This is a genomic window from Allobosea minatitlanensis (assembly GCF_964020775.1).
Map to the genome: position 1 here is coordinate 2,239,590 of NZ_OZ224509.1, position 24,718 is coordinate 2,264,307.

Consider the following 24,718-nt stretch of genomic DNA (forward strand, 5'->3'; position numbering starts at 1 on the left):
GCGCGGGAATGCTGAAGGGGCAGGGCCTGCTGTCGCTCTGGAACGGGGTCGAGCCCGCGCGGCGCGCCGAATACGACCTTTGGCACACGCGCGAGCATGTTCCCGAGCGCCTCGCCATTCCAGGCATGCTGCGGGCCCGGCGCTATCATCGCGGCGAGGGGCCGCTGCCGGAATTCCTGACGCTCTACGAGCTCGAGACCAATGCGGTGCTCGCCGGCGCGCCCTACCGGGCGCTGCTGGAGACCCCGACCGCCTGGTCGCGCAGCATGCGGCCGTCCTTCCGCGGCTTCTTCCGCGTCGGCCATCGGCCGCTCCTGAGCCGCGGCGGCGGCGTCGCCGGCGCCCTGATGGCGACGACCTTCGCCGATCTGCCGGCCGCCGAAGGGCGCTGGGAGAGCGCCGCGGAGCGGATTTTGCGCGAGACGGCGGCGACCGCGATTCACGTCCTGGCCAAGGATCCCGCGGTCGCTCCGGTGCCTTTCGCCGTGCCGCCGGGAGGAGGAGAGGCCCATGCCGATGGCGGGGCGATCCTCGTCGAATGCCATGACCGCGCCTGCCTCGCCGGGATCGCCGCGGCGCTCGCTCCGGCACTCGACGGGCCGGGGCTCGCCTTGGGACGCGCGCCCTGGACGGCCTACGACCTCGCCTATCTGATCGACCGGGACGAGCTTCCGCAGGTCGTCGCCCCGTCCCGGCCGGAAGGCTGAGCCCGCATCCGGCGCTGGATCGGCCATCGTCGCGGTTGACGGGAGCCGATGAGCGGGTCGAAGAAGCCTGCTGCATAAAATGCGCGGGAAGGCGGCAGCCGGCCGCTCCCGAAGGGAGGAACGCAATGTTCGAAGGCCTTGCTCGCTGGCGCAGCGTCTGCGCCGCCGTGATTCTCGGGCTCGCCGGCACGAATGCGCCGGCCCTGGCGCAGGCCCCCGCGCCCAAACCGCTCGACCCGCCACAGGCGGTGCGCGTCGCCTATGTCCCGATCATGAAGTTCGCGACCGCCTTCGTCGCGGAATCGCGCGGCCTGTTCAAGAAATACGGGCTCAACGTCCAGCTCGACAGCGTCAAGTCCGGCACCGAGGCGATCGCCTTTCTCGACAAGGGCTCGGTCGATGTCGGCGGCATCGCCATCGTCGCCTCGCTCTGGTCGGCCTGGAATCGCGGCCTCGACATCCGGGTGATCGCGCCCGGCGCGCTCGATCCGATGACCGACGGCCCGACCAAGCTGATCGTCCGCACGGACCTGATGGAGTCGGGCGCGATCAAGTCGGTCGCCGACCTCAAGGGCAAGCGCATCGCCGCGGCCGGCGGGCCGGGCAGCGGCGGCGAGTATTTCGTCACCAAGGCGCTGGAGAGCGCCAGGCTCAGCCTGCGCGACGTGCAGCTCCTCAACATCGGCAATGGCGACATGCCGGCGGCGATGGAAGCGAAGTCGGTCGACGCGGTGCTGACCTCCTCGCCCTATTCGGACCAGATCTTCAAGGCGGGCACCGGCAAGCTCCTGGCGCAGGACTTCACGCCCGGCCTGATGACGGTGGTCTTCGTCGGCTCGGGCAAGTTCCTGAAGGAGCGGCCGGAGGCGGCCGAGCGCTTCGTGCTGGCGATGACCGAGGCGGCGCGCCTGATGCAGGGGCCCGACTTCCTCGCCCAGCCCAATATGGACGGCTATCTGAAATACACCGCCTCGACGCCCGAGGCGGTGCGGAACGGCGGCGCCTTGATCTACGATCCGAACATGGCGATCCCGACCGCCGGCCTCGCCGATATCGAGCGCGTGCACCGCGAGAACGGCCGCACCGAATACGACAAGCCGCTCGACATGGCGAAGGTCGTCGACGAGCGCTTCGTCGCCAAGGCCATCGCGGTCCTCGGCAAGGCTGCCCCGGCCAAATGACCGGGCTCGCGGCGGCCGGGCCCGGATGCGGGTCCCGGAGTCAGGACCAACCAGCCTGGAAGGGCGACCGATGACCGCCTCCCTGCCGGCCGCCGCGCCGAAGATCGCGGCGCGCAGCGTCAGCAAGCACTACCCCACCGCGGACGGCACCATGGTCGCGCTCGAGGATTTCTCCCTCGACGTGGCCGATGGCGAGTTCGTCTGCATCGTCGGCCCCTCCGGCTGCGGCAAGTCGACCTTCCTGCGGATGGTGGCGGGGCTCGAATCGATCTCGCTCGGCTCGATCGACATCCGCCCCGGCAGCGAGAGGGGCAAGCCGCTCAACAGCGTCGTCTTCCAGGAATATGCGATCTTTCCCTGGAAGACGCTGATCGAGAACGTCGCCTTCGGCCCGCAGATGCGCGGCGTCGGCCGAGCGGAGCGTCTCGACACCGCGCGCTACTGGCTCGACCGGGTGGGCCTGGGCAAGTTCGCCGACTACTACCCGCACCAGATCTCGGGCGGCATGAAGCAGCGCGTCAGCATCATCCGGGCGCTCGCCAACGACCCGGAGGTGCTGCTGATGGACGAGCCGCTCGGCGCGCTCGACGCCCAGACCCGCGTCGTCATCCAGGAGGAATTGCTGCGGATCTGGGAGGAGACCCGCAAGACGGTGCTCTACATCACCCACAGCCTCGACGAGGCGGTGCTGCTCGGCGACCGCGTCATCCTGATGAGCGCCCAGCCCGGCCGGCGCCTCGCCACCTTCAGGATCGAGCTGCCGCGTCCGCGCTCGATCGCGATGACGAATTCGCCGCGCTTCGCCGAATACCGGGCGCAGATCTGGGAACAGCTCAGCGCCGAGGTGACGCGCGCCATGGAGGCCAGGCCATGACCAGCGCGACGACGGACGGGCCGGCGCCGGCCGGGCATCGGGAGGCGCCGCGGCGCGGGCGCGCTTCCGGCGGCGATCTCCGCGCCGGACTGCTGTTCCTCGCCGCCGGGGCCGCCCTCAACGCGGCGCTCGCGGCCGCCGGGCTGTGGAGCGATTTCGCCTGGCCGGCGATCGGGGCGAGCTTCGTCCTGCTGGTTCTGGCCTGCGAGCGCATCGGCCGGCTCGTGCCGGTGAAGGGCAGGGCCGCCTATGAGCGCACGCTGGCGCTCGGCTTCCCGCTCCTCGTGCTCGTGCTCTGGGAGCTCGCCGCTGATAGCGGCTTCATCAACCCGACCTGGTTCCCGCCGCCGAGCCGGATCGGCGCGGCGCTCTGGGACCTCAGCACGCGCTATGACCGCTTCTCGGGTACGACGCTGCTCGGCCGGCCCTGGCTGATGCCGGAAGCCTTCTCGAAGGAGGGCTGGGCCGGAATCTGGGCGCTGGTGGCCGAGAGCCATGTCTTCGCGACGGTGGCGCGCGTCCTCGTCGGCTTCGTGCTTGGAGCCATCCCCGGCGTGCTGCTCGGCGTGGTGATGGGGCTGAACCAGACGGTCAGGCTGATGCTCGATACCACGCTCTCGGCGATCTATGTCCTGCCCAAGATCGCGATCTTCCCGATCGTGATGCTGATGTTCGCCGATCCTTTCGGCGAGGCGCCGAAGATCCTGGTCGTCGGGCTCTCGGTCTTCATCCTGATGGCGATCAACACGATGGCGGCGGTGCGCGGCATCGACAGGGTCTATCTGATGGCCGGCCGGAACTACGGCGCCAGGGGCTGGTCGATGCTGCGCCACGTCATCCTGCCCGGCGCGCTGCCGGTGATCTTCTCGGGGCTGCGCATCGCGCTCGGCACGGCGATGATCGTGATCATCTCGGTCGAGTTCGTGCGCGCCAAGCAGGGCGTCGGCTACATGACCTTCTATTACTGGGAGGTCCTGAACCCCGAGAAGATGTATGCCGGCCTCGTCGTGGTGATGATCCTCGGCGTGCTGCTGACCTATGCGCTGCAATGGCTGCAGCGCCGGCTCATGCCCTGGCAGAAATGAGGACCGGTCGATGAAGGTCGCGCTCGTCACCGGCGGAGCCGGGGCCGTCGGAGCCGCCGTCGCTCGGCCGGCTCGGCACGGCGGAGGATGTCGCCGGCGCCGTCGCCTTCCTCGCCTCGCCGCGCGCGAGCTTCGTCACCGGGGACGTCATCCATGTCTGCGGCGGCACCCAGCTCGGCCCGCAGCCCTCGCTGCCGGAGGCGGAGATCGACGCGGCCGGGGCGGCGCCTTCGGACGGATAACCTCCAGGTTATGCCGGGCCCTCGGAAAGCCATTTAACATAAGGGTCCAAATCGCTCATGATGAAGCCGCATTCGAGGTAAGACGTCTTCCATGGCTTTCACGCGTATCGACGGCAGGCTGGTGCATTGGCGCGAAAGCGGCCCGCTGGACGCGCCCGCCGTCGTCCTGGTGAATTCGCTCGGCACGGATTTCCGCATCTGGGATGCGGTCGCCGCGGCGCTCTCGCGCGACTGGCGCGTCGTCGTCTACGACAAGCGCGGCCACGGCCTTTCCGAGGTGCCGCCGGGCCCCTATGCGATCGCGGATTTCACCGGCGACCTCCTGGCGCTCGCCGATCGTCTCGGCCTGGAGCGCTTCGCCCTGATCGGCCTCTCGATCGGCGGGCTGATCGGGCAGGACCTGGCGCTGCGCCGGCCCGAGCGCCTGACGGCGCTGGTGCTGGCCGACACCGCCCCGAAGGTCGGCACCGCCGAAAGCTGGAGCGGGCGGATCGCGGCCGTGCGCCGGGGCGGGCTCGCCGCCATCGCCGATCCGGTCATGGAGCGCTGGTTCACCCCGGCTTTCCACAGCGGGCGGCCGGACGATCTCGCCGGCTGGCGCAACGCGCTGCTGCGCCAGCCGGCCGACGGCTATGTCGCGACCTGCGAGGCCCTGCGCGACGCCGACCTCACCGCCGCCATCGGCGGCATCCGCGTGCCGACGCTTGCGGTCGCAGGAGATGGGGATCTCTCGACGCCGCCCGATCTGGTACGGGCGATGGCGGAGCGGATTCCGGGCGCGGGCTTCGCGCTGATCGAGGGATGCGGGCATATTCCGCCTGTGGAGCAGCCGGCCCGGCTGGTCGCGCTGGCCGGCGGACATCTGGAGAGATACGGACGTGGCTGACGCGCAGGACAGATATGCCCGGGGCATGGCGACCCGCCGTGCCGTGCTCGGCGAACGCTATGTCGACGCGGCGGTCGCCAATACCGATCCCTTCACCGCGGATTTCCAGAAGCTCATCACCGAGAGCGCCTGGGGCACGGTCTGGGCGCGCGACACGATCAGCCGCCGCGAGCGCTCGATGCTGACCATCGCGCTGCTCGCGGCGCTCGGGCACCATGACGAGGTGGCGATGCATGTCCGGGCGACGCGCAACACCGGCGCCAGCATGGACGACATCAAGGAGGCGCTGCTGCATGTCGCGATCTATGCGGGCGTGCCGGCCGCCAACCACGCGTTCAAGGTCGCCAGGGCGGCCTATGCCGAGATGCAGGACGACAAGGCGGGCTGAACAGCCGGCCGCGCCCGGCGCCGCCGCGACCGAGAGGCGGCGGGGGCGCGTTGAGCCAGATCAAGACCGGCGGGACCACCTCGTCGCATTCTGGCGTCAAGCCTGACGGGAAGGGCTCCAGGGAGGGAGGCGCGCATGCGCAACGACAATTCGAGCCATCAGGGCGGCTCGTTCTACCAGCGCGACCGGAGCTGGCATCCGCCGGCCTTCACGCCCGACTACAAGACCTCGGTGCTGCGCTCGCCGAAATACGCGCTGCTTTCGCTGGGCAACACGCTCTCCGAGATGACCGGGCCGGTCTTCGGCCACGCCATGCTCGGGCCGCTCGATAACGACCTGATCCTCAACTACGCCCAGACGGGCGAGCCGATCGGTCCGCGCATCATCGTGCACGGCCAGGTGCTCGACGAGGATGCGCGGCCGGTGCGCGGCGCGCTGGTCGAGTTCTGGCAGGCCAATGCCGGCGGGCGCTATCGCCACAAGAAGGAAAGCTATCTCGCCGCCATCGATCCGAATTTCGGCGGCTGCGGCCGCACCATCACCGACGAAGAGGGCCGCTACTGGTTCCGCACCATCAAGCCCGGCCCCTATCCCTGGCCGAACGGCGTCAACGACTGGCGCCCGGCCCATATCCATTTCTCGGTCTTCGGCCACGCCTTCGCGCAGCGCCTGATCACCCAGATGTATTTCGAGGGCGACCCGATGATCTGGCAGTGCCCGATCGTGATGGGCATCCCGAGCCGCGAGGCGGTGGAGCGGCTGGTCGCCGCGCTCGACCGCGAGAACACGCTGCCGATGGACACCATGGCCTACAAGTTCGACATCGTGCTGCGGGGCCGCCGCTCGACCCTGTTCGAGAACCGGATGGAGGGCAACTGATGGTCCAGTCTCTGCGCCGCCTCAAGGAAAGCCCGTCACAGACGGCGGGTCCTTACGTCCATATCGGCGCGACGCCGAACTTCTCCGGCATCGAGGGCGTCTATCCGCACGATCTCGGCTCGCTGCCGCTGGCGCCCGAGGTCGAGGGCGAGCGCATCGTCGTCACCGGCCGGATCTTCGACGGCTCGGGCACGCCGATCAAGGATGCGCTGGTCGAGATCTGGCAGGCCGACGCGCAGGGCCTCTATCCCGGCCAGGGCGAGCGCCGCGGCGCGGCCGATCCGCATTTTCCGGGCTGGTTCCGCCAGCCGGTCGACGGCACCAGCGGCGTCTACCGCTTCGAGACGATCAAGCCCGGCATCGTGCCCTATTTCGACGGTAGGCCGATGGCGCCGCACATCACCTTCTGGATCGTGGCGCGCGGCATCAATATCGGCCTGCACACGCGGCTCTATTTCGGCGACGAGGACAAGGCCAACGCGGCCGACCCGATCCTCGGCCGCATCGAGCACCGCCTGCGCGTGCCGACGCTGATCGCCCCGCGCAGCGACGCGGACGGCAAGCCGGTCTACACCTTCGACATCCGCCTGCAGGGCGAGAACGAAACCGTCTTCTTCGACATCTGAAGGCGGCCGCGCGCCGCCTTCCCAGCCCGACACGCCAGCAAGCAGAGCACCGACGCCATGAGCGAAGCCTTCATCTGTGCCTATCTCCGCACGCCGATCGGGCGCTTCGGCGGCTCCCTGTCCGCGGTGCGGGCGGACGATCTCGGGGCGGTGCCGCTGAAGGCGCTGGCGGCGCGCCATGCAGGCGTGGATTTCGGCGCGGTCGACGACGTGATCTTCGGCTGCGCCAACCAGGCGGGCGAGGACAACCGCAACGTCGCGCGGATGTCGCTCCTGCTCGCCGGGTTGCCGCAGGAGGTGCCGGGCACCACGATCAACCGGCTCTGCGGCTCGGGCATGGATGCGGTGATCAGCGCGGCCCGCGCGATCCGGGCGGGCGAGGCCGAGCTGATGATCGCCGGCGGCGTCGAGAGCATGTCGCGCGCGCCCTTCGTGCTGCCGAAGGCCGAGAGCGCCTTCTCGCGCCATGCCGAGATCCACGACACCACGATCGGCTGGCGCTTCGTCAACCCGCTGATGAAGCGGCAATACGGCGTCGATTCGATGCCGGAGACCGGCGAGAACGTCGCCGCCGACTGCAACATCAGCCGCGCCGACCAGGACGCCTTCGCGCTGCGCTCGCAGCAGAAGGCGGTCGCCGCGCAGCAGAACGGCCGGCTCGCCAGGGAGATCGTCCCGGTCGCGATCCCGCAGCGCAAGGGCGATCCCATCATCGTCGACACCGACGAGCATCCGCGCGGCGACACCACGCTGGAGAAGCTGGCGAAGCTGCCGACGCCCTTCCGCAAGGACGGTGGCACCGTCACCGCCGGCAACGCCTCCGGCGTCAATGACGGCGCCGCGGCGCTGATCGTCGCTTCGGAGAAGGCGGCGGCGAAATACGGCTTGACCCCGCTGGCGCGCATCCTGGGCGGCGCCGCGGGCGGCGTCGCGCCGCGGGTGATGGGGCTGGGGCCGGTCCCCGCGACCCGCAGGCTCTGCGCGAGACTCGGGCTCCAGCCGACGGATTTCGACGTGGTCGAGCTCAACGAGGCCTTCGCCTCGCAGGGCATCGCCGTGCTGCGCGAGCTCGGCATCGCCGAGGACGGCGCCCATGTGAACCCGAATGGCGGCGCGATCGCGCTCGGCCACCCGCTCGGCATGTCGGGCGCCCGCATCGCCGGCACGGCGGCGCTGGAACTGTCCCTGACCGGCAAGAGGCGCGCGCTCGCGACCATGTGCATCGGCGTCGGGCAGGGCATCGCGATTGCGCTGGAACGGGTTTGACAGAACAGGATAGTCTGCGGCCAGATTGGCCAGCCACGATGACGAGGGATGGATGACGAACAAGATCTATGACGGCCCGAAGGCAGCCCTCGAAGGGCTGCTGTTCGACGGGATGACGATCATGTCGGGCGGTTTTGGCCTCTCGGGCAATCCCGAGAGCCTGATCCCGCAGATTCGCGACTCCGGCGTGAAGAACATCACCGTGATCTCGAACAATGCCGGCGCCGACGGCTTCGGCCTGTGGATGCTGCTGCAGAGCCGGCAGATCAGGAAGATGATCGCGTCCTATGTCGGCGAGAACAAGCTGTTCGAGCAGCAATACCTCGCCGGCGAGCTCGAGCTCGAGCTCAACCCGCAGGGCACGCTGGCCGAGCGCATCCGTGCCGGCGGCGCCGGCATCCCGGCCTTCTACACCAAGACCGGCGTCGGCACGGTGGTGGCCGAGGGCAAGCCGGTCGAGGAGTTCGACGGGCAGCTCTATGTCCGCGAGACCTGGCTCAAGGCCGACCTCGCCATCGTCAAGGCCTGGAAGGCCGACACCGCCGGCAACCTCGTCTACCGGCGCACGGCGCGCAACTTCAATCCGAACATGGCGACCGCCGGCAAGGTGACGGTGGCCGAGGTCGAGGAGATCGTGCCGGTCGGTTCGCTCGACCCCGAAGCGATCCACACCCCCGGCATCTATGTCGATCGCGTGATCAAGAGCACGATCAACGAGAAGAAGATCGAGAAGCTGACCGAGCGCAAGAGGGAGGCAGCCTGATGGCCTGGACCCGTGAGGAAATGGCTGCCCGTGCGGCCAAGGAGCTGAAGGACGGCTACTACGTCAATCTCGGCATCGGCATCCCGACGCTGGTAGCGAACTACATCCCCGAGGGCATCGACGTCACCCTGCAGTCGGAGAACGGCCTGCTCGGCATCGGCCCCTTCCCCTATGAGGGCGAGGCCGATCCGGACCTGATCAATGCCGGCAAGCAGACCATCACGATCCTGCCGAGCTCGAGCTTCTTCTCCTCGGCCGATTCCTTCGCGATGATCCGCGGCGGCCATATCGACCTGACCATCCTCGGCGCGATGGAGGTGGCGGCCAATGGCGACATCGCCAACTGGACGATTCCCGGCAAGATGGTGAAGGGCATGGGCGGCGCGATGGACCTCGTCGCCGGCGTCAAGAAGGTCATTGTCGTGATGGAGCACGCCAACAAGGCCGGCGAATCCAAGGTGCTGGAGCGCTGCGCCCTGCCGCTGACCGGCGCCGGGGTGGTCGATCTGATCATCACCGACCTCTGCGTCCTGAGCTGCGACAAGGCGAAGGGCGGCGGCCTCACCCTGCTCGAGCTGGCGCCCGGCGTCACGCTCGACGAGGTTAAGGCCAAGACGCAGGCGCCCTTCACCGTCGCGCCGGAGCTGGCCAAGGCCGCCTGAGCGCCTTCGCCGGGGTGCCGTCGCCGTCCGGGCCGCGGTCCGGACGGGTCCGGTCGCGCCCATGCCGGCAAGGCGGGTTTCCGGCCCGCGGTCCCGGTTGTTGGCCGCCGGCTCGCCGCCGTGCCGCGTCCGGCCGCGAAATGGGGAGAGGACGTCCGTGATTCCGTCGATCGCCACGGTCTGCGTGTCGGGCACGCTTCAGGAAAAGCTCGAGGCCATCGCCGCCGCCGGCTTCCCGGCGGTCGAGATCTTCGAGAACGACCTGATCGCCTTTCCCGGCTCGCCGGCGGAGGTCCGCCGCATCTGCGCCGATCTCGGCCTGCGGATCGTCACCTGCCAGCCCTTCCGCGATTTCGAGGGCATGCCGGAAGGCCGCCGCCAGCGCGTCTTCGACCGGGCCGAGCGCAAATTCGACCTGCTCCAGGAACTCGGCACCGACCTGCTCTTCGTCTGCTCCAACACCTCGCCCGAAGCGCTTGCGGGCATCGACCGGCTCGCGGCGGATTTCGCCGAGCTCGGCGAGCGGGCCGGACGGCGCGGCCTCAAGGTCGGCTATGAGGCGCTGGCCTGGGGGCGGCATGTCTTCGACTATCGCGACGCCTGGGAGGTGGTGCGGCGCGCCAGCCGTCCCGAGGTCGGGATCGTGCTCGATTCCTTCCACATCCTGGCGCGCGGGCTCGATCTTGCGGCGATCGGCACGATCCCGCGGGACAGGATCGCGATGGTGCAGATGGCCGACGCGCCGCTCCTGCAGATGGACCCGCTGTCCTGGAGCCGGCACTGGCGCTGCCTGCCGGGGCAGGGCGACCTCGATCTCGCCGGCTTCATGCGCGCACTGGTCTCGACCGGCTATGACGGCGTGCTCTCGCTCGAGATCTTCAACGACCGCTTCCGCGCCGGCTCGGCCCGCTCGGTGGCGCTCGATGGCCACCGCTCGCTGATCTGGCTGCTCGACGAGACGGCGCGGCAGACGGCCGAGCCGGTGCCGGGGGCGGTGCCGATGCCGCCGCCGGGGCCGGTCGAGGCGGTGGAGTTCATCGAGTTCGCCGTCTCGGAAGCGGAGCGGCCGGGCTTCGAGACCCTGCTGCGCGCGCTCGGCTTCGGCCGGACGGGCGCGCATCGCTCGAAGGACGTCGATCTCTGGAGCCAGGGCGACATCCGCATCGTGCTCAACAGCGAGGCCGACGGCTTCGCCCACAGCTATCAGATCACCCACGGCACCTCGGTCTGCGCGTTGGCGCTGCGCGTGCCCGATGCGCGCGCCGCGATCGCGCGGGCCGAGGCGCTGCTCGACGTGCCGCATGCCGGCGCGGTCGGGCCGGGCGAGCTCGACATCCCGGCGGTACGCGGCCTCGGCGGCAGCCTGGTCTATTTCCTCGACCGCGCCTCGGCGCTCGGCCGCTGGTCGGAGGTCGATTTCGCGCCGACCGGCGACGAGGGGGCAGGAGCCGGGCTGACCGGCGTCGACCATGTCTCGCAGAGCATGCAGTACGAGGAGATGCTGACCTGGCTGCTGTTCTATTCCTCGCTGTTCGACACGAGGAAGGCGCCGAGCCAGGCCGTGCTCGACCCCGGCGGGGTGGTCCAGAGCCAGGTCATCGAGAGCGGCCTGACAGGCGGCGGGGGCGGGGGGCTGCGCCTCATCCTCAACGGCTCGCAGAGCCACAGGACGCTCTCCGCCCGCTTCATCACGGATTTCTTCGGCTCCGGCGTGCAGCATATCGCCTTCGCGACCGACGACATCGAGAAGACCGTCGGGCAGCTTGTCGCCAACGGTGTCGCCATGCTGCCGATCCCCGAGAACTATTATGACGACCTCGAGGCGCGCTCGGACCTGTCGGCCGGCGAGATCGACCGGCTCAAGGCGCTCGACATCCTCTATGACAGCGACGCCGGCGGCAGCTTCCGGCAGGCCTATACGCAGACCCTGGATGGCGGGCTGTTCTTCGAGATCGTCCAGCGCGACGGCTATTCAGGCTATGGGGCGGCCAATGCCGGCATCCGCCTGACGGCGCAGGCGAGGCTCGCGCGGCCGATCTCGATGCCGGCGCCGGTGCACGGCTAGGTTTCGTGGACAGTTATTTGAGCCATAGGACGGTTGCGGCGAGGGTGACGACGGCGAGGTAGTGTCTGGCAGTTTTCTCGAACCGGGTGGCGACGCGGCGGAACTGTTTGAGTTTAGAGAAACAGCACTCGATCAGGTGGCGTTGGGCGTAGAGGTGCTTGTCGATCGGGTACCTGCGGGCACGCGACGGGTTGTTGGGGATCACGGCCACGGCTCCCTTGCGGGCGATGGCCTGACGCAGGCGGTCGCTGTCATAGGCGGCATCGGCCATGATGACTGCGGCAGGCAAGCCTTCGATCAGGGCATCGGCCTGTGGGGCATCTCCCTTCTGGCCGGCCGTGAGTGCGAAGCGGACCGGACAGCCGAGACCGCGCACGGCCATGTGGATTTTGGTGCTCAGGCCGCCACGGGAGCGGCCAAGAGCCTGATCTTCAGCCCCTTTTTTGCGCCCGAGGCGTGTTGATGGGCGCGGATGATGGTGGAGTCGACGATCAGGTATTCGAAGTCCGGATCGTCCGACATCGCCGCGAAGATGCGCCACCAGACGCCCTTATGGCTCCAGCGGCTGAAGCGGCGGAAGACGCTGTTCCAGTCACCGAACGCCTCGGGTAGATCGCGCCAAGGCGAGCCGGTTCGCACGATCCACAACACCGCCTCGACGAACATGCGATTGTCGCGGCCAGACGAGCCGCGCGTCCGCTCGTCGCCGATGATGTGGACCGACATCCGCTCCCACTGATCGTCCCGAAGAATCAGACGGTCCAGAACGCCCATGGCTGCCTCCAAAAGACAGCCTTGAATCACGCCTCATCAGTCTTGGGAATCCCAAGAGTCCACACTTCCTAGAGCATCGGCCCGGAAAGCGGAACGCGGTTTTCGGAAAATGCCGACGCAAAATCAAAGAGCTGGAGGATCGGGCCGATACGATAGGCAGTCCGATACTCCAAAGCCTGCTTGCGTTTTCGCGGAAACGCGGATCCGCCGGAGGGAGCATCCCGGGGGGCCGGCTTTCCGTAGGCGGGGATCCGGGAGTCTTGCCTGAGGCTCGGCCGGAAGGCTCCGGCACGGATCCCTCCAATGATCGCCCGCTTCGTCCGTACCCAATTCGAACGCGCCGATGATCGGCGCGGGCGTCTTTCGTTTGTCCACGCGCAAAAAGGGAGGGGCGGCTGGCGCAGCGAGGTCAGATCCGCTCGTCGCGCGACAGCCGCCAGAGGAGGTAGAGCCCGCCCAGCAGCGCCGTCGTCAGCCCGATCGGCAGGTTGAGGCCGGCGGGGAAGCGCTGGCTGAACAGGTCGGCCGACAGAAGCAGCACCGCGCCCATGGCCGCCCCCGCGACGAGCGGCACGTCCGGCGAGCGGCACAGCCGGCGGGCGAGCTGCGGGGCGGCCAGGGCGATGAAGGCGATCGGCCCGGCCGCGGCGGTCGCCAGAGCGGTCAGGCCGACGGCCGTCATCACCATGCTCAGCCGGGTGCGCTCGACGGCGATGCCGAGCTGGCTGGCGGCGTCGTCGCCCATCTCGAGCAGGGCGAGGCGCCGGGCGTGCAGCAGCGCGACGGGCACGATCAGCGCCAGCCCGAGCGCTGCCGGCCCGGCATGCGCCCAACTGCGCGCCGCGAGCGAGCCGGCCAGCCAGAGCTGGGCGGACATCGAGCGGTCGAGGTCGCTCGCGACCAGCAGGATCGTGTTGACGCCGGTCAGCGTCGCGCCGACCCCGAGGCCGACCAGGACCAGGCGATAGCCGCCGGTGACGCGCCCCTTCAGCGCCAGCAGGAAGACGAGGACCGCCATCGCCATGCTCGCGAGCGCGGCCGCCAGCGAGACGGCGAGCGGGTCGGCGTCGAACAGGATGATCTGCACGATCGCGCCGGTCGCCGCCCCGGCGGTGAAGCCGATGATGTCGGGCGAGCCCAGCGCGTTGCGCGAGACCGACTGGAAGATCGCCCCGGCCATGCCCAGCGCCGCGCCGACGCAGCAGGCGGTGACGACGCGCGGCAGCCGCAGGCCCCAGACGACCTTTTCGGCCATCGGGTCGCGGCCTTCGCTGGCCAGGGCCGCGAGGATCTCGGCCGGGGAGAAGGCGAGCGTGCCCGTGCCGAGCAGGGCGACCGCGAGCCCGGCGGCGATGCCGGCGAGGGCGGCGCAGACCAGCGCGGTGCGCGGCCGCCACATCAGCGAGAAAGGGCCGAGCCTGAGGACGAGGCTGCGCGCGCTCATGGCTGGCTGACCCGGAAGCGGCGCACCACGGCGATGAAGAACGGCCCTCCCAGCAGCGCCGCGACGATCCCGGCCGCGACCTCGGCCGGCGCGGCGACGACGCGCCCGACCACATCGGCGCCCAGCAGCAGGAGCGCGGCGAAGAGGGCCGAGCCCGGCAGCGTCCAGCGATGGTCGGGCCCGCAGACCAGGCGGGCGAGATGCGGCGCGACCAGGCCGATGAAGCCGATCGGCCCGGCGGCCGCGGTCGCCGCGCCCGCCAGGAGCATGACCGCGAGGCAGGAGAGCAGCCAGACGCGGCCGGGAGCGGCGCCGAGCGCCTGCCCCAGCTCCTGCCCCAGGGCGAGCGCGTTCAGCCCGCCGACGACGGACAGGGCCGCGACGAAGCCGGCGGCGACGGCGATCGCGAGCACCGCGAGGGCTTCCGGCCCCGTCCCCTCGACCGAGCCGGCCATCCAGTGGCGGAAATCGTCGAAGGCGGTGGGCGGCGCGTTGAGCGCGACGATCCCGGTCGCGGCCAGGAGAACGGCGCTCAGCCCCGCCCCGGCGAGGACGAGGCGGACCGGATTGGTCCCGGTCTCATGGGCGCGCCCGAGCAGGAAGACGGCGGTGCCGGCGAGGCCGGCGCCGAGCGCCGCGAACCAGACGTAATGCGCCGGCCGGGTCAGCCCGAACAGGCTGACCCCGATCACGACCGCGACCGCCGCCCCGGCATTGATGCCGAGCAGGCCGGGCTCCGCCAGGGGATTGCGCGTGATCGCCTGCATGATCGCGCCGGCCAGGCCGAGCGCCGCGCCGGCGAGCACGGCGGTGGCGAGGCGCGGCACGCGCAGGCTGCGGACAACGAGATGAAGGTCGTTGCCGGGATCGTAGCTCCACAGCGCGGCGAGCACGGTTCGCGGCGGGATCGGCCGGGAGCCGACCGCCAGGCTCGCCAGCGCCAGCACGGCGAGCGCCGCCAGGCCGGTGGCGAGCCACCACCGGCGCGTGCGGGGCCTCATGGCCCGGCGAAGCTCTGCCGGACCCGCTCCAGGATCTGCCGGCCGGAATAGGGGTCGATGCGGAAGGAGGTCAGCCCGAGCGGGTAGACGCGCTTGCCGAGCACCGCCGGGTGGTTGGCGAGCACCGGCTCGTCGAGGAAGGGCTGCACGTCCTTCTCGGTGGCGCGCAGCAGGAAGACGGTGTCTCCCGTGATGGCGGCGGACAGGTTCTCGCGCGAGAAGAACTCGAAATCCGAGGGGCGCGCCGTTTCCGACCGGAGCGCCGGCGGCAGGCCGACGATCTCGAAACCCAGTCCCGCGAGGAGCTTGGCGACCGGGCTCGAGGTGCGCGCCACCGAATAGCTGCCGGCGATGTTGTACCCGACGATGCTCGCCCTGGTGCCGCGGCCGGCGAGGCTGCGGGCCACGGCGGCGAGATCCGCGTCGAAGCGCGCGATGGCGGCGGCGGCTTCGCTTTCGAGGCCCGCTGCCCTGCCGAGCTCGGTCGCGAGCTCCTGCCAGCTCCGGCTGGAATAGTCGACGATCATCGTCGGAACGCCCAGCGCCTCCAGCTCGTGGCGATGCTGCAGGATGTTGTCGGCGCCGGTCGTCGAGCCGATCACCAGGTCGGGCTTCCAGCCGAGCACCGCCTCGATGTCGAATTTCAGGTTGGGGTAGAGCACCTTGACGCCCTTGCGGTCGGCGTCCCCGGCCCATTGCGAGAAGAAGCCCTTGGCGTCGGTGAGCGCGCTCGGCGTGGTCGCGGCGCTGGCGAGCAGCGGCGCCTCGATCGCCAGCAGGATCCCCGTCACGCTCGGCGTGGTCGAGAGGATCCGTTTCGGCTTGGCCGCCAGCGTCAATTCGCCGCCGGCGTGCCGGATCGTGCGCGGCCAGCCCGAATCCTGGCTGCGGGCCGGCCCAGACGCGCCCAGCGCGGCCAGGACGGCGATGATGGCGATGAAGAGCTTGGCGAAGGGCATCGTCGTTCCGGCCGGATTGTCCTGTCGAGCGCGCGGCCTGCCCCGCGAGGCGACGGAAACCGCGGCCCGGATCGCTGCGAGGCGCCCGCATGAGCGCTAGACATTCCTCATGGCGGATCGCATCCTGCAATGCAATATGGACGGGGAGCGATCCGTCGGTTATCGCATGTAAAGCGATCCTTGCATGCGAAATTGTCACAGATCAGAGCGATCGCCCGGCGATTTCGAAAGCATAATACCGATCGATGACTTCCTGTTTGAAAGACTTAAAAAGTACTGGAATGTCTGACGCGCCGAAGATGCCGGATGGAAGCCCGCCGCGCTGCGCCATCCCTCCCGGCGCGGCGCAGGCCGGGGCCGTGCCGGCGCCGCGCCTGCGGGCCGAGGGGGTCACGCTTCGCTACGATGCGCGCACGATCTCGACGGATCTGTCGGTCGCGGTCGCCGACGGTTCCTTCACCGTGATCGTCGGGCCCAATGCCTGCGGCAAGTCGACCCTGCTGCGCGCCTTGTCGCGGCTGCTGGCCCCGGCATCGGGGCAGGTCATCCTCGACGGCCGGCAGATCGGCGACCACCGGGCCAAGGAGGTGGCGCGGCGGCTCGGCCTGCTGCCGCAGAGCGCGGTCGCGCCCGACGGCATCACCGTCGCGGACCTCGTCGCCCGCGGCCGCTATCCGCACCAGTCCTTCCTGCGGCAATGGTCGAAGGCCGATGCGGAGGCGGTGTTCGACGCGATGCGGGCGACGCGCGTCGAGGCGCTGGCGGACCGGCCCGTCGCCGAGCTTTCCGGCGGGCAGCGCCAGCGGGTCTGGATCGCCATGGTGCTGGCGCAGGAGACGCCGATCCTGCTTCTCGACGAGCCCACCACCTTCCTCGATATCGCCCACCAGATCGAACTGCTCGACCTGCTGGCGGAGCTGAACGCGCAGGGCCGGACCATCGTGGCCGTGCTGCATGACCTGAACCAGGCCTGCCGCTACGCCTCCCATCTCGTGGCGATGAAGGACGGCGCGATCATCGCCGAAGGGCCTCCCGGCCGGATCGTCTCGGCGGAGCTGGTCGAGCGGGTTTTCGGCCTGTCCTGCATCGTCATTCCTGATCCCGTCGCCGGCACGCCCCTGGTGGTGCCCAGGGCGAGGGGCGGGGCCTGCCGGAACCCGGCGACGGATGGGCGCGGCGCCTCCGCAGCCCGCGCCTGAGAGCGCTACCGCGCCGCATTGCGATCACGAACGAACAGCGAGAGACGGATCGATGGCCGAGGCCGGGCAATTTCCCAGGGGCAGGCAGCTCCATATCGGGCTCAGCCTGTCGCCGACCTGGCTGAAGGGCAGGCCGGCGGACCATCCCGAAGGCGGTTCGGGGGAAGATCCGACGGCGTTCTATCTCGCGCTGACCCGCATGGCGGAGCGGGCGAAGCTCGATTTCGTCTTCAAGGCCGACTACCTGGTGATGTATCCGGGCATGGGCGGCGGCGCGGTCGGGCTCGACCCGACGCTGATGATGGCCGCCATCGCGCGGGGCACCGACAGGATCGGGCTCGTCACCACGGTTTCGACCAGCTTCAACCCGCCTTTCGTGGTGGCGCGCCAGATCCAGTCGCTGCACTGGATCAGCCGGGGCCGCGCGGGGCTCAACATCGTCACCTCGATCGAGGGCGCGGAGAATTTCGGCGACGAGCCGATGCCGCCGCCCGAGACCCGCTACCGCAAGGCGGCCGAATTCACCGACGTCATGCGCCGGCTCTGGCGCAGCTATCCGCACGAGGCGCTGAGCGGCGCGGCGACGGCCGCGGCGATCGATCACCGCGGCTCCTTCTTCAGCGTCAGGGGGCCGCTCAACATTCCCGCTCATCCGGCGGGGCAGCCGCCGCTCTTCCAGGCGGGAGCCTCCGAGATCGGGCGCGACTTCTCGTCCTCGATCGCCGACGCCACCTTCGCCGCGGCGCCGGATCGCGAGGCCGCGGTCGAGCTGCGCGGCGACCTGCGCCGGCGCGCGCAGGGGCATGGCCGCAGCGCCGATTCGGTCCGCGTGCTGCCAGGTCTCTATTTCTTCCTGGCCGCGACGCGCGAGGAGGCCTGGGCGCTGCATGCGCGCGCCCATGCCCATCTCACGCCGGAGCAGCGGCGCAAATCGGTGAAGACCGTCCTCGGGCTCGATCTCGGCGATCTCGCGCCCACGGCGCGGGTGACGGCGGCGATGCTGCCGCCGCGGGATGCGCCGGTTCGCAGCCGGACCCATGCCGAATTGCTGCGGCGCTTCGTCGAGGCGAAGGAGCCGACGGTGACCGAGCTGCTGGCGCGGCCCGAGGTGGTGGGCTCGGCCCATTGGGTTTCCGTCGGGACGGTGGACGACGTCCTCGCCGATATCGTGGACTGGTTCGAGGCCGGCGCCTTGGACGGCTTCATCGCGCTGCCCGGCGGCTCGCTGGAATCCCTGCGGCTGTTCCTGGACGAGCTCGTCCCCGCTCTCGTGCGGCGCGGCCTGTTCCGCGCCGAATATCAGGGCACGACCCTGCGCGAGCATCTGCGGCTCGCCGAAGAAGGGTAGCGGGCCGGAGCGCCCGAGGGCGGTGTTCGTGTCCTTCGCGGAGCCCGGGAAATCCACAATGGACCTGGGGCGTCAGAGCAGAGGCGTTGTGGAGGCTTGAGCTTGGAGAATGGTGTAACGCCACTGGAAAGTGGCTGGGGGACTAGGATTCGAACCTAGACAACCAGAGTCAGAGTCTGGGGTCCTACCGTTAGACGATCCCCCAACGGGGCGGCGCGTGCGGCTCGCCGTTGGTGAGCCGGGGTCTAATCAATGCGCTCCGGCTTGGCAAGAGCAGAAATGCGTCTTGGCGGTGGAAGATTGCATGAGACCCTGACGACGCCATGTCGCGATATCTGACAAATCGCTCCGCATTGCCGCTCGTCCGGCCCCGGAGCCTCGCGGGCTGCACCGCCGGGCCGCAGCCGATTCCGCGCTTGAGCTCAGGCTCGGTCGCGGGCGGCCGCGGCGCACGGGGTTGGCGGTTGAGCGAAAAGGCCGGGCTTCCGGGGGACGGGGAGAGTTTCAGTGGCCGCTCCGCCAAGCGGGATGGAAGGGCGATCGCGGGGCGAAGCGGGCGCGGCGGCGTTCGCCATGATTCATCGCCGGGGCACGCGCTCGCAAAACGCACTTGTCCCGCGCCGGACTCTTCGGCGAACATCGCGGGATGACACATGCCGATGCCGCCGCCGCGCTCTCCGTCTGGGTTGCGCTTGAAAGTCCCACCAACCATCCCGCCGGGGTCAACGGCATGATGGACCTGGTCGCCGGGGAGGTCGCGGGCCTGCCGATCGCCGTCGAGCGGATCGCCGGTCGCGACGGGCTCGGCGACATGGTCCTGCTGCGGGCGGGGCGCGCGAACGGCCAGCCGGGCGTGGCGCTGATGTCGCATCTCGACACGGTGCATCCGGTCGGGACCAGCGCCAAGGAGCTGCCGGTCCGCGTCGAGGGCGACCGGCTCTACGGCCCCGGCGTCTACGACATGAAGGGCGGCGCCTGGCTCGCGCTGCAGGCCTTCAAGGCGGTGGCGAAGGCCGGCACGGCCAAGCGGCCGATGGCGTTCCTGTTCACGCCGGACGAGGAGATCGGCTCGCCGACCAGCCGCGGCCTGATCGAGGAGATCGGACGGGGATCGGCGGCCGTGCTGGTCACCGAGCCGGCGCGGGCCGGCGGCAGGATCGTGACGGCGCGCAAGGGCGTCGGGCGCTTCGACGTCAGGCTGGAGGGCCGGCCGGCCCATGCCGGCTCGCGCCATGCCGACGGGCGCAGCGCCATCCGCGAGGCGGCGCACCAGATCCTCGCCGTCGAGGCCATGACCGACTATGCGCGCGGCATCACCACCAGCGTCGCGCTGATGGGCGGCGGCACGGCGGCGAACGTCATTCCGCAGCATGCCTGGTTCAGCGTCGATTGCCGCGTCACCACGCTCGCCGACGGGACGATGATGGAGAACCGCATCCTCAGCCTGAAGGCACATGATCCGGACGTCGCGATTCGCGTCACCGGCGGCATGAACCGGCCGCCCTATGAGAAATCCCCGGCGGTGGCGGCGCTGTTCGAGCTGGCGCGCGGCGTCGCCGCCGAGGTCGGCTTCGACCTGCAGGACTGCCCGATGACCGGCGGCGGCTCGGACGGGAATTTCACCGCCGCGCTCGGTGTGCCGACCCTGGACGGGCTCGGCATCGACGGCGACGGCGCCCATACCTTGCAGGAATACGGACTGATCTCCTCGATCGCGCCGCGCCAGGGGCTGATCAAGGGGCTGCTGGAGACGATCTGAGGCGCTCGCGCCTCATGCCGCGGGTCTTCAAGACGATACGGGTTGTCGCGGAACCGCGCCTGAACCTTGCCTGGAAGCGCTCCGGCATGGATGCCTGACCTGCGCGCCGCTTCGCCGGGGATGAGCGGCGATCGTCGATATCGAAGATGAGCGAACAAGAAAGGCCCCTCGCGCCGCGAGGGGCCTTTCGCATGTTCAGGAGGTCGGCCCGGCGCTCAGGCCTCGGGCTCGTCCATGCCGCCGGCGGCGAGGAATTTCTCGAGCCAGTGGATGTTGTAGTCGCCGTTCAGGATGTCCGGGTTGCGCACCAGGGTGCGGAACAGCGGCAGCGTCGTGTCGACGCCGTCGACGACGAATTCGTCGAGCGAGCGGCGCAGGCGCATCAGGCATTCGTCGCGGTTGCGGCCGTGGACGATCAGCTTGCCGACGAGCGAATCGTAGTTCGGCGGGATCATGTAGCCCTGATAGGCCGCCGAATCGACGCGTACGCCGAGGCCGCCCGGCGTATGGAACGAGGTGATCCGCCCGGGCGACGGGCGGAAGGTCGCGGGATGCTCGGCATTGACCCGGCATTCGATGGCGTGGCCCTCGATGACGATGTCCGACTGCTTCAGCGAGAGCGGCGCGCCGGCGGCGATGCGGATCTGCTCGTTGACGAGGTCGATGCCGGTGATCATCTCGGTGACCGGGTGCTCGACCTGGATGCGGGTGTTCATCTCGATGAAGTAGAACTCGCCATCCTCGTAGAGGAACTCGATCGTGCCGGCGCCGAGATAGCCGAGCTCCGACATCGCCTTGGCGCAGATCGCGCCGATGCGGTCGCGCTCGCCGGCGTTGAGGGCGGGCGAGGGGCCTTCCTCCCAGACCTTCTGGTGGCGGCGCTGCAGCGAGCAGTCGCGCTCGCCGAGATGGACGGCGTTGCCGCGCCCGTCGCCGAGCACCTGGATCTCGATATGGCGGGGCTTCTCGAGATATTTCTCGATATAGACCGCGTCGTCGCCGAAATTGGCCTTGGCCTCGCTGCGGGCGGTGGCGAGCAGGACGGGGAGCTCCTCCTCGTTGCGCACCACCTTCATGCCCTTGCCGCCGCCGCCGGAAGCCGCCTTGATGATGACCGGGAAGCCGATCTCGCGGACGATCTCGAGCGCCTCGCCGTCGTCGGAGACGCCGCCTTCCGAGCCGGGAACGCAGGGGATGCCGAGGCGCTTGGCGGTGCGCTTGGCCTCGATCTTGTCGCCCATGGAGCGGATATGCTCGGCCTTGGGGCCGATGAAGGTGATGTTGTGGCGTTCCAGGATCTCGGCGAAGCGGGCGTTCTCGGAGAGGAAGCCGTAGCCGGGATGGACCGCGTCGGCGCCGGTGATCTCGCAGGCGGCGATCAGGGCCGGGATGTTGAGATAGCTGTCGCGGGCGGCCGGCGGCCCGATGCAGACGCTCTCGTCGGCGAGGCGCACATGCATGGCGTTGGCGTCGGCCGTGGAGTGGACCGCGACGGTGGCGATGCCGAGTTCCTTCGCCGCGCGCAGCACGCGCAACGCGATCTCTCCGCGGTTGGCGATCAGGATCTTGTCGAACATCTTGAACTCGCCGTCCTTGCGCCCGGCCGTCACTCGATCACCAGCAGCGGCTCGCCATACTCGACCGGCTGGCCGTCCTCGACCAGGATCGCGGTGACCGTGCCGGCGCGCGGCGCGACGATGTCGTTGAAGGTCTTCATCGCCTCGACGAGCAGGATGCGCTCGCCCTGCTTCACGACGCTGCCGATCTCGACGAAGGGCTTGGCCTCGGGCGAGGGGCGCCGATAGGCGGTGCCGACCATCGGCGAGTTGACGGCGCCGGGATGGCCCGCGCCGGGCTTGGCGTCGGCGGCCGGTGCGGCAGGCACAGGCGCCGCCGGAGCGGCGGCGACGGCCGGCGGAGCCGCGGCCGGTACATGCACGGTGGTGGCGAGGCTGCGGGCGACGCGGACGCGCAGATCGCCCTTCTCGACCTCGATCTCGGTGAGGTCGGTCTGGTTCAAAAGTTCGGCAAGCTCGCGGACGAGGTCCGGATCGATCGGGCTCTTGGTCGCCATGGCGGTATCACCGTCTTCTTCGGATTAGCGCTTGGGACGGTGGTCTTCCGCCATCCCGCTCGTGTTGTTCAGGCGGCCGAGGCCGCGGGCTCCATCCCGGAGGGCGCGCCGATCCTCCGCTCCGCCCGGAGGGGCGCGGCAGGGGAAAGCCCGCTGCCGGACGCGGCCGGCAGAACGAAGGAGTGACCTTTCGGATCGGGCGTGGCGACCATGAAGGATGTGGATTCCAGGAACCGCGCGAAGCGGCGGACGCGTCCTCTTAAACGCTGCGGGCCGGCAGGGGAAGCCTGAAGGCTCCCTCGCCGGCCCGCAAAGGGCGGTCATGGCGTGCCGGATCAGCCGGCGCAGTCGGTCTTGCCGCAGCGGCGCACCGATTCGAGCTTCTGCTTGAGGGCGGCCTCGCCGACGGCGCCAAAGACGACCTCGTCGCCGATGACGAAGGCCGGCGTGCCCGTCAGGCCAAGCCGGTCGCCGAGCGCCACGGTGTCCTCGATCGAGGCCTTGGTAGCAGGGGCGTCCATGTCCTTGCGCAGGCGCTCGACGTCGATGCCGAAATCCTTGGCGACCTCGATTGCCTTGGCGCCGTTGATGCGGCCCTTCACGCTCATCAGCTTGTTATGGAAATCGAAGTATTTCGGGCCCTGGATCTGGTTCTTGAGCGCGATCGCGACGCGGCTCGCCTCGAGCGAGTCGGGGCCGAGGATCGGGAAGTCCTTGAGCACCACCTTGAGCTTCGGATCGGCCTTGGACAGGGCGGTGACGTCCTGCATCGCCCTTTTGCAGTAACCGCAATTGTAATCCATGAACTCGACGAGAGTGATGTCGCCTTCCGGGTTGCCGATGATGATCGAGGTCGCCGGATCGACGAGGCGCGCCTTCTCGGCCGCGACCGCGCCGCGCTGCGCCTCGGCCTGGGCGACGGTGTTGCGCCGCTCCAGCTCGACCAGCGCGTCCTGGATGATCTCGGGATTCTTGACGATGGTTTCGCGGACGAGATCGACGATGGCCTTGCGCTGCTCCGGCGTCAGCGGCGCCTTGTCCTGGGCGAGCGCGGGGGCGGCAACCGTCGCGAGCCAGACGCCGAGCGTGAGGCCGGCGGGCCTCAGGCCGGAGCGCACCAGGCCGGTGAAGGTCGGGAAAGCCATGTCGTCATCCTTTCGCTGTCGGTGCCCCGGCGAGCGGGGGGCCGGCACAGAAGCGTGTCAGCCTGTGCTTGTGGTGGCTCGGCCGCCAGGCGTCAAATCACAGCTTTGCCAGCGGTTGCAGGCGAGGGCGGCCTCGGCTACGCCCGCTGATGGAGCGCCGCAACCGGACAGGACGATGCAGAAGCCAACCCTCCCACCCGCCGAATCGCCGCTGTCCGGGTACCCCGCCATCGCGGAGCGGGCCGAGCGCGTCGCCCCCTTCATCGTCATGGACGTGATGAGCCAGGCGGCGGCCATCGAGCGCCGGGGCGGCTCGGTGGTGCATATGGAGGTCGGCCAGCCCTCGGCGCCGACGCCGCGCTCGATCCGCACCGCCGTCTCCCATGCGCTGGAGGACGGACGGATCGGATACACCCAGGCGCTGGGGACGGATTCCTTGAGGGCCCGCATCGCCCGCCATTATCGCGAGGCTTATGGCGTCGCCGTGGCGGCCGAGCGCGTCGTGGTGACAACCGGTTCCTCCGGGGGCTTCATCCTCGCCTTCCTGGCCTGCTTCCAGCCGGGCGCGCGCGTCGCGATCACGGCTCCGGGCTATCCGGCCTATCGCAACATCCTGATCGCGCTCGGGCTGGAGCCGGTGGCGATCGAGGTCGGGCCCGAGACCCGCTTCGCGCTGACGCCGGAACTGATTGAGCGGGCGCATCGCGAGAAGCCGCTCGCCGGCGTGCTGACGATGAGCCCGGCCAATCCGACCGGCGTGGTGATGCGCCCCGAGGCCATCGCCGACGTCGCCGCCTGCTGCCGCAGGCTCGGGCTCTGGTACATCTCCGACGAGATCTACCATGGCCTGACCTACGAGGCGCCGGCGACCACGGCGCTCGCCGCCGATCCCGACGCGATCATCGTCAACTCCTTCTCGAAATACTACTGCATGACCGGCTGGCGCGTCGGCTGGCTGGTGGTGCCGGAACGGCTGGTGCGCCCGATCGAGCGGCTGCAGCAGAATTTCTCGATCTCGGTGCCCTATCTCAGCCAGGTCGCCGGCGAGGCGGCCTTCGACGCGACAGAGGAGTGCGAGGCGATCAAGGCCGGCTACGCGGCGAACCGGGCCTTCCTGCTCGCGGCTCTGCCGGCGATCGGGCTCGGCGATTTCCTGCCCGTCGACGGGGCCTTCTACATCTATCTCGACATCGGCCGGTACTCGAACGATTCGATGAGCTTCTGCCGCAACGCGCTCGAAGGGGCCGGGGTCGCGATCACCCCGGGGCTCGATTTCGACGAAGGCCGGGGCGGGCGCACGGTGCGCCTGTCCTTCGCCGGCTCGCTCGCGGAATGCGAGGAAGCGGTCTCGCGCCTCGGGACCTGGCTCGGGCGGCGCTGAGCGGCCGGGC

General features: G+C 69.7%; 23 protein-coding genes, 1 tRNA gene and 1 pseudogene. 17 read left to right on the plus strand and 8 right to left on the minus strand.

The window, feature by feature from the left end:
* The first annotated feature begins 8 nt into the window (after positions 1–8).
* The 13 genes and pseudogenes from ACWH43_RS11210 to ACWH43_RS11270 all read left to right on the plus strand — a co-directional run bounded on the left by ACWH43_RS11210 (position 9) and on the right by ACWH43_RS11270 (position 11,624).
* A complete protein-coding gene (locus ACWH43_RS11210) occupies positions 9–707 on the plus strand; it encodes a hypothetical protein (protein ID WP_158444878.1) in 699 nt (232 codons plus the stop codon).
* A gap of 125 nt (positions 708–832) precedes the next feature.
* Positions 833–1,888: an ABC transporter substrate-binding protein gene (locus ACWH43_RS11215; RefSeq protein WP_158444879.1), complete on the plus strand. Its 1,056-nt coding sequence runs from the start codon at positions 833–835 to the stop codon at positions 1,886–1,888.
* Between the two features lie 70 nt (positions 1,889–1,958).
* On the plus strand, positions 1,959–2,762 hold the full coding sequence (locus ACWH43_RS11220) for an ABC transporter ATP-binding protein (protein ID WP_158444880.1): 804 nt from the start codon (positions 1,959–1,961) through the stop codon (positions 2,760–2,762).
* Entirely contained in the window at positions 2,759–3,847 is a 1,089-nt protein-coding gene (locus ACWH43_RS11225; RefSeq protein ID WP_260349433.1) for an ABC transporter permease, read from the plus strand. The genes ACWH43_RS11220 and ACWH43_RS11225 overlap by 4 nt, the downstream gene beginning before the upstream one ends.
* Before the next feature lie 71 nt (positions 3,848–3,918).
* A pseudogene (locus ACWH43_RS11230) lies at positions 3,919–4,089 on the plus strand (SDR family oxidoreductase); the annotation flags it as partial.
* Positions 4,090–4,180: 91 nt separating this feature from the next.
* A complete protein-coding gene (gene pcaD / locus ACWH43_RS11235) occupies positions 4,181–4,975 on the plus strand; it encodes a 3-oxoadipate enol-lactonase (protein ID WP_158444882.1) in 795 nt (264 codons plus the stop codon).
* A complete protein-coding gene (gene pcaC, locus ACWH43_RS11240) occupies positions 4,968–5,363 on the plus strand; it encodes a 4-carboxymuconolactone decarboxylase (RefSeq protein ID WP_158444883.1) in 396 nt (131 codons plus the stop codon). The genes pcaD and pcaC overlap by 8 nt, the downstream gene beginning before the upstream one ends.
* 135 nt (positions 5,364–5,498) lie before the next feature.
* Positions 5,499–6,242, plus strand: coding sequence for a protocatechuate 3,4-dioxygenase subunit beta (gene pcaH, locus ACWH43_RS11245; protein ID WP_158444884.1), 744 nt, complete (start codon positions 5,499–5,501; stop codon positions 6,240–6,242).
* The gene (gene pcaG, locus ACWH43_RS11250; RefSeq protein ID WP_158444885.1) at positions 6,242–6,868 is read left to right on the plus strand and encodes a protocatechuate 3,4-dioxygenase subunit alpha; all 627 of its coding nucleotides are present in this window, start codon (positions 6,242–6,244) and stop codon (positions 6,866–6,868) included. Before pcaH ends, pcaG begins: the two co-directional genes overlap by 1 nt.
* A 57-nt stretch (positions 6,869–6,925) precedes the next feature.
* Positions 6,926–8,134 carry a 3-oxoadipyl-CoA thiolase gene (gene pcaF / locus ACWH43_RS11255; RefSeq protein WP_158444886.1) on the plus strand — a complete coding sequence of 403 codons (1,209 nt, stop codon included), beginning with the start codon at positions 6,926–6,928 and terminating at the stop codon, positions 8,132–8,134.
* A 52-nt stretch (positions 8,135–8,186) separates the two neighbouring features.
* Positions 8,187–8,897, plus strand: coding sequence for a CoA transferase subunit A (locus tag ACWH43_RS11260; RefSeq protein ID WP_158444887.1), 711 nt, complete (start codon positions 8,187–8,189; stop codon positions 8,895–8,897).
* Positions 8,897–9,559 carry a 3-oxoacid CoA-transferase subunit B gene (locus tag ACWH43_RS11265; protein WP_158444888.1) on the plus strand — a complete coding sequence of 221 codons (663 nt, stop codon included), beginning with the start codon at positions 8,897–8,899 and terminating at the stop codon, positions 9,557–9,559. The genes ACWH43_RS11260 and ACWH43_RS11265 overlap by 1 nt, the downstream gene beginning before the upstream one ends.
* Before the next feature lie 157 nt (positions 9,560–9,716).
* Positions 9,717–11,624: a bifunctional sugar phosphate isomerase/epimerase/4-hydroxyphenylpyruvate dioxygenase family protein gene (locus tag ACWH43_RS11270; protein ID WP_158444889.1), complete on the plus strand. Its 1,908-nt coding sequence runs from the start codon at positions 9,717–9,719 to the stop codon at positions 11,622–11,624.
* A 13-nt stretch (positions 11,625–11,637) separates the two neighbouring features.
* On the opposite strand, the gene ACWH43_RS11275 is transcribed toward ACWH43_RS11270, so the two are convergent.
* From ACWH43_RS11275 to fepB, 4 genes are all read right to left on the minus strand, one after another.
* Positions 11,638–12,398, minus strand: a protein-coding gene (locus ACWH43_RS11275) for an IS5 family transposase (protein ID WP_158444027.1) whose coding sequence is annotated in 2 segments (ribosomal slippage) — positions 11,638–12,071 and positions 12,071–12,398 — 762 coding nt in all. Because the reading frame shifts where the segments join, the coding sequence is not laid out codon by codon here.
* Positions 12,399–12,807: 409 nt separating this feature from the next.
* A complete protein-coding gene (locus tag ACWH43_RS11280) occupies positions 12,808–13,842 on the minus strand; it encodes a FecCD family ABC transporter permease (RefSeq protein WP_158448420.1) in 1,035 nt (344 codons plus the stop codon).
* Positions 13,839–14,843, minus strand: coding sequence for a FecCD family ABC transporter permease (locus ACWH43_RS11285; protein ID WP_158448419.1), 1,005 nt, complete (start codon positions 14,841–14,843; stop codon positions 13,839–13,841). The genes ACWH43_RS11280 and ACWH43_RS11285 overlap by 4 nt, the downstream gene beginning before the upstream one ends.
* Entirely contained in the window at positions 14,840–15,802 is a 963-nt protein-coding gene (gene fepB / locus ACWH43_RS11290; protein WP_158444778.1) for a Fe2+-enterobactin ABC transporter substrate-binding protein, read from the minus strand. Before fepB ends, ACWH43_RS11285 begins: the two co-directional genes overlap by 4 nt.
* A 281-nt stretch (positions 15,803–16,083) precedes the next feature.
* Between fepB and ACWH43_RS11295 the strand changes: the two genes are divergently transcribed.
* Together ACWH43_RS11295 and ACWH43_RS11300 are read left to right on the plus strand one after the other, a co-directional pair.
* The gene (locus ACWH43_RS11295; RefSeq protein ID WP_260349760.1) at positions 16,084–17,001 is read left to right on the plus strand and encodes an ABC transporter ATP-binding protein; all 918 of its coding nucleotides are present in this window, start codon (positions 16,084–16,086) and stop codon (positions 16,999–17,001) included.
* Positions 17,002–17,053: 52 nt separating this feature from the next.
* Entirely contained in the window at positions 17,054–18,349 is a 1,296-nt protein-coding gene (locus tag ACWH43_RS11300) for an NtaA/DmoA family FMN-dependent monooxygenase (protein WP_158444779.1), read from the plus strand.
* Between the two features lie 131 nt (positions 18,350–18,480).
* Here the strand turns inward: ACWH43_RS11300 and ACWH43_RS11305 are convergent.
* Positions 18,481–18,554, minus strand: a tRNA-Gln gene (locus tag ACWH43_RS11305).
* Between the two features lie 441 nt (positions 18,555–18,995).
* On the opposite strand from ACWH43_RS11305, the gene ACWH43_RS11310 reads away from it, so the two are divergent.
* On the plus strand, positions 18,996–20,108 hold the full coding sequence (locus ACWH43_RS11310) for a M20 family metallopeptidase (RefSeq protein WP_158448418.1): 1,113 nt from the start codon (positions 18,996–18,998) through the stop codon (positions 20,106–20,108).
* Between the two features lie 215 nt (positions 20,109–20,323).
* Here the strand turns inward: ACWH43_RS11310 and accC are convergent, their stop codons facing one another.
* The 3 genes from accC to ACWH43_RS11325 all read right to left on the minus strand — a co-directional run bounded on the left by accC (position 20,324) and on the right by ACWH43_RS11325 (position 23,327).
* On the minus strand, positions 20,324–21,685 hold the full coding sequence (accC, locus tag ACWH43_RS11315) for an acetyl-CoA carboxylase biotin carboxylase subunit (protein ID WP_158444783.1): 1,362 nt from the start codon (positions 21,683–21,685) through the stop codon (positions 20,324–20,326).
* 29 nt (positions 21,686–21,714) lie between these two features.
* Positions 21,715–22,182 (minus strand): acetyl-CoA carboxylase biotin carboxyl carrier protein, encoded by a 468-nt coding sequence (accB, locus tag ACWH43_RS11320; protein ID WP_158444780.1) that lies wholly within the window; start codon positions 22,180–22,182, stop codon positions 21,715–21,717.
* 335 nt (positions 22,183–22,517) lie between these two features.
* Positions 22,518–23,327, minus strand: a complete 810-nt coding sequence (locus tag ACWH43_RS11325) for a DsbA family protein (protein WP_158444781.1) — start codon at positions 23,325–23,327, stop codon at positions 22,518–22,520.
* A 211-nt stretch (positions 23,328–23,538) separates the two neighbouring features.
* Between ACWH43_RS11325 and ACWH43_RS11330 the strand changes: the two genes are divergently transcribed.
* Entirely contained in the window at positions 23,539–24,708 is a 1,170-nt protein-coding gene (locus ACWH43_RS11330; protein WP_260349765.1) for a pyridoxal phosphate-dependent aminotransferase, read from the plus strand.
* Positions 24,709–24,718 lie beyond the last annotated feature (10 nt).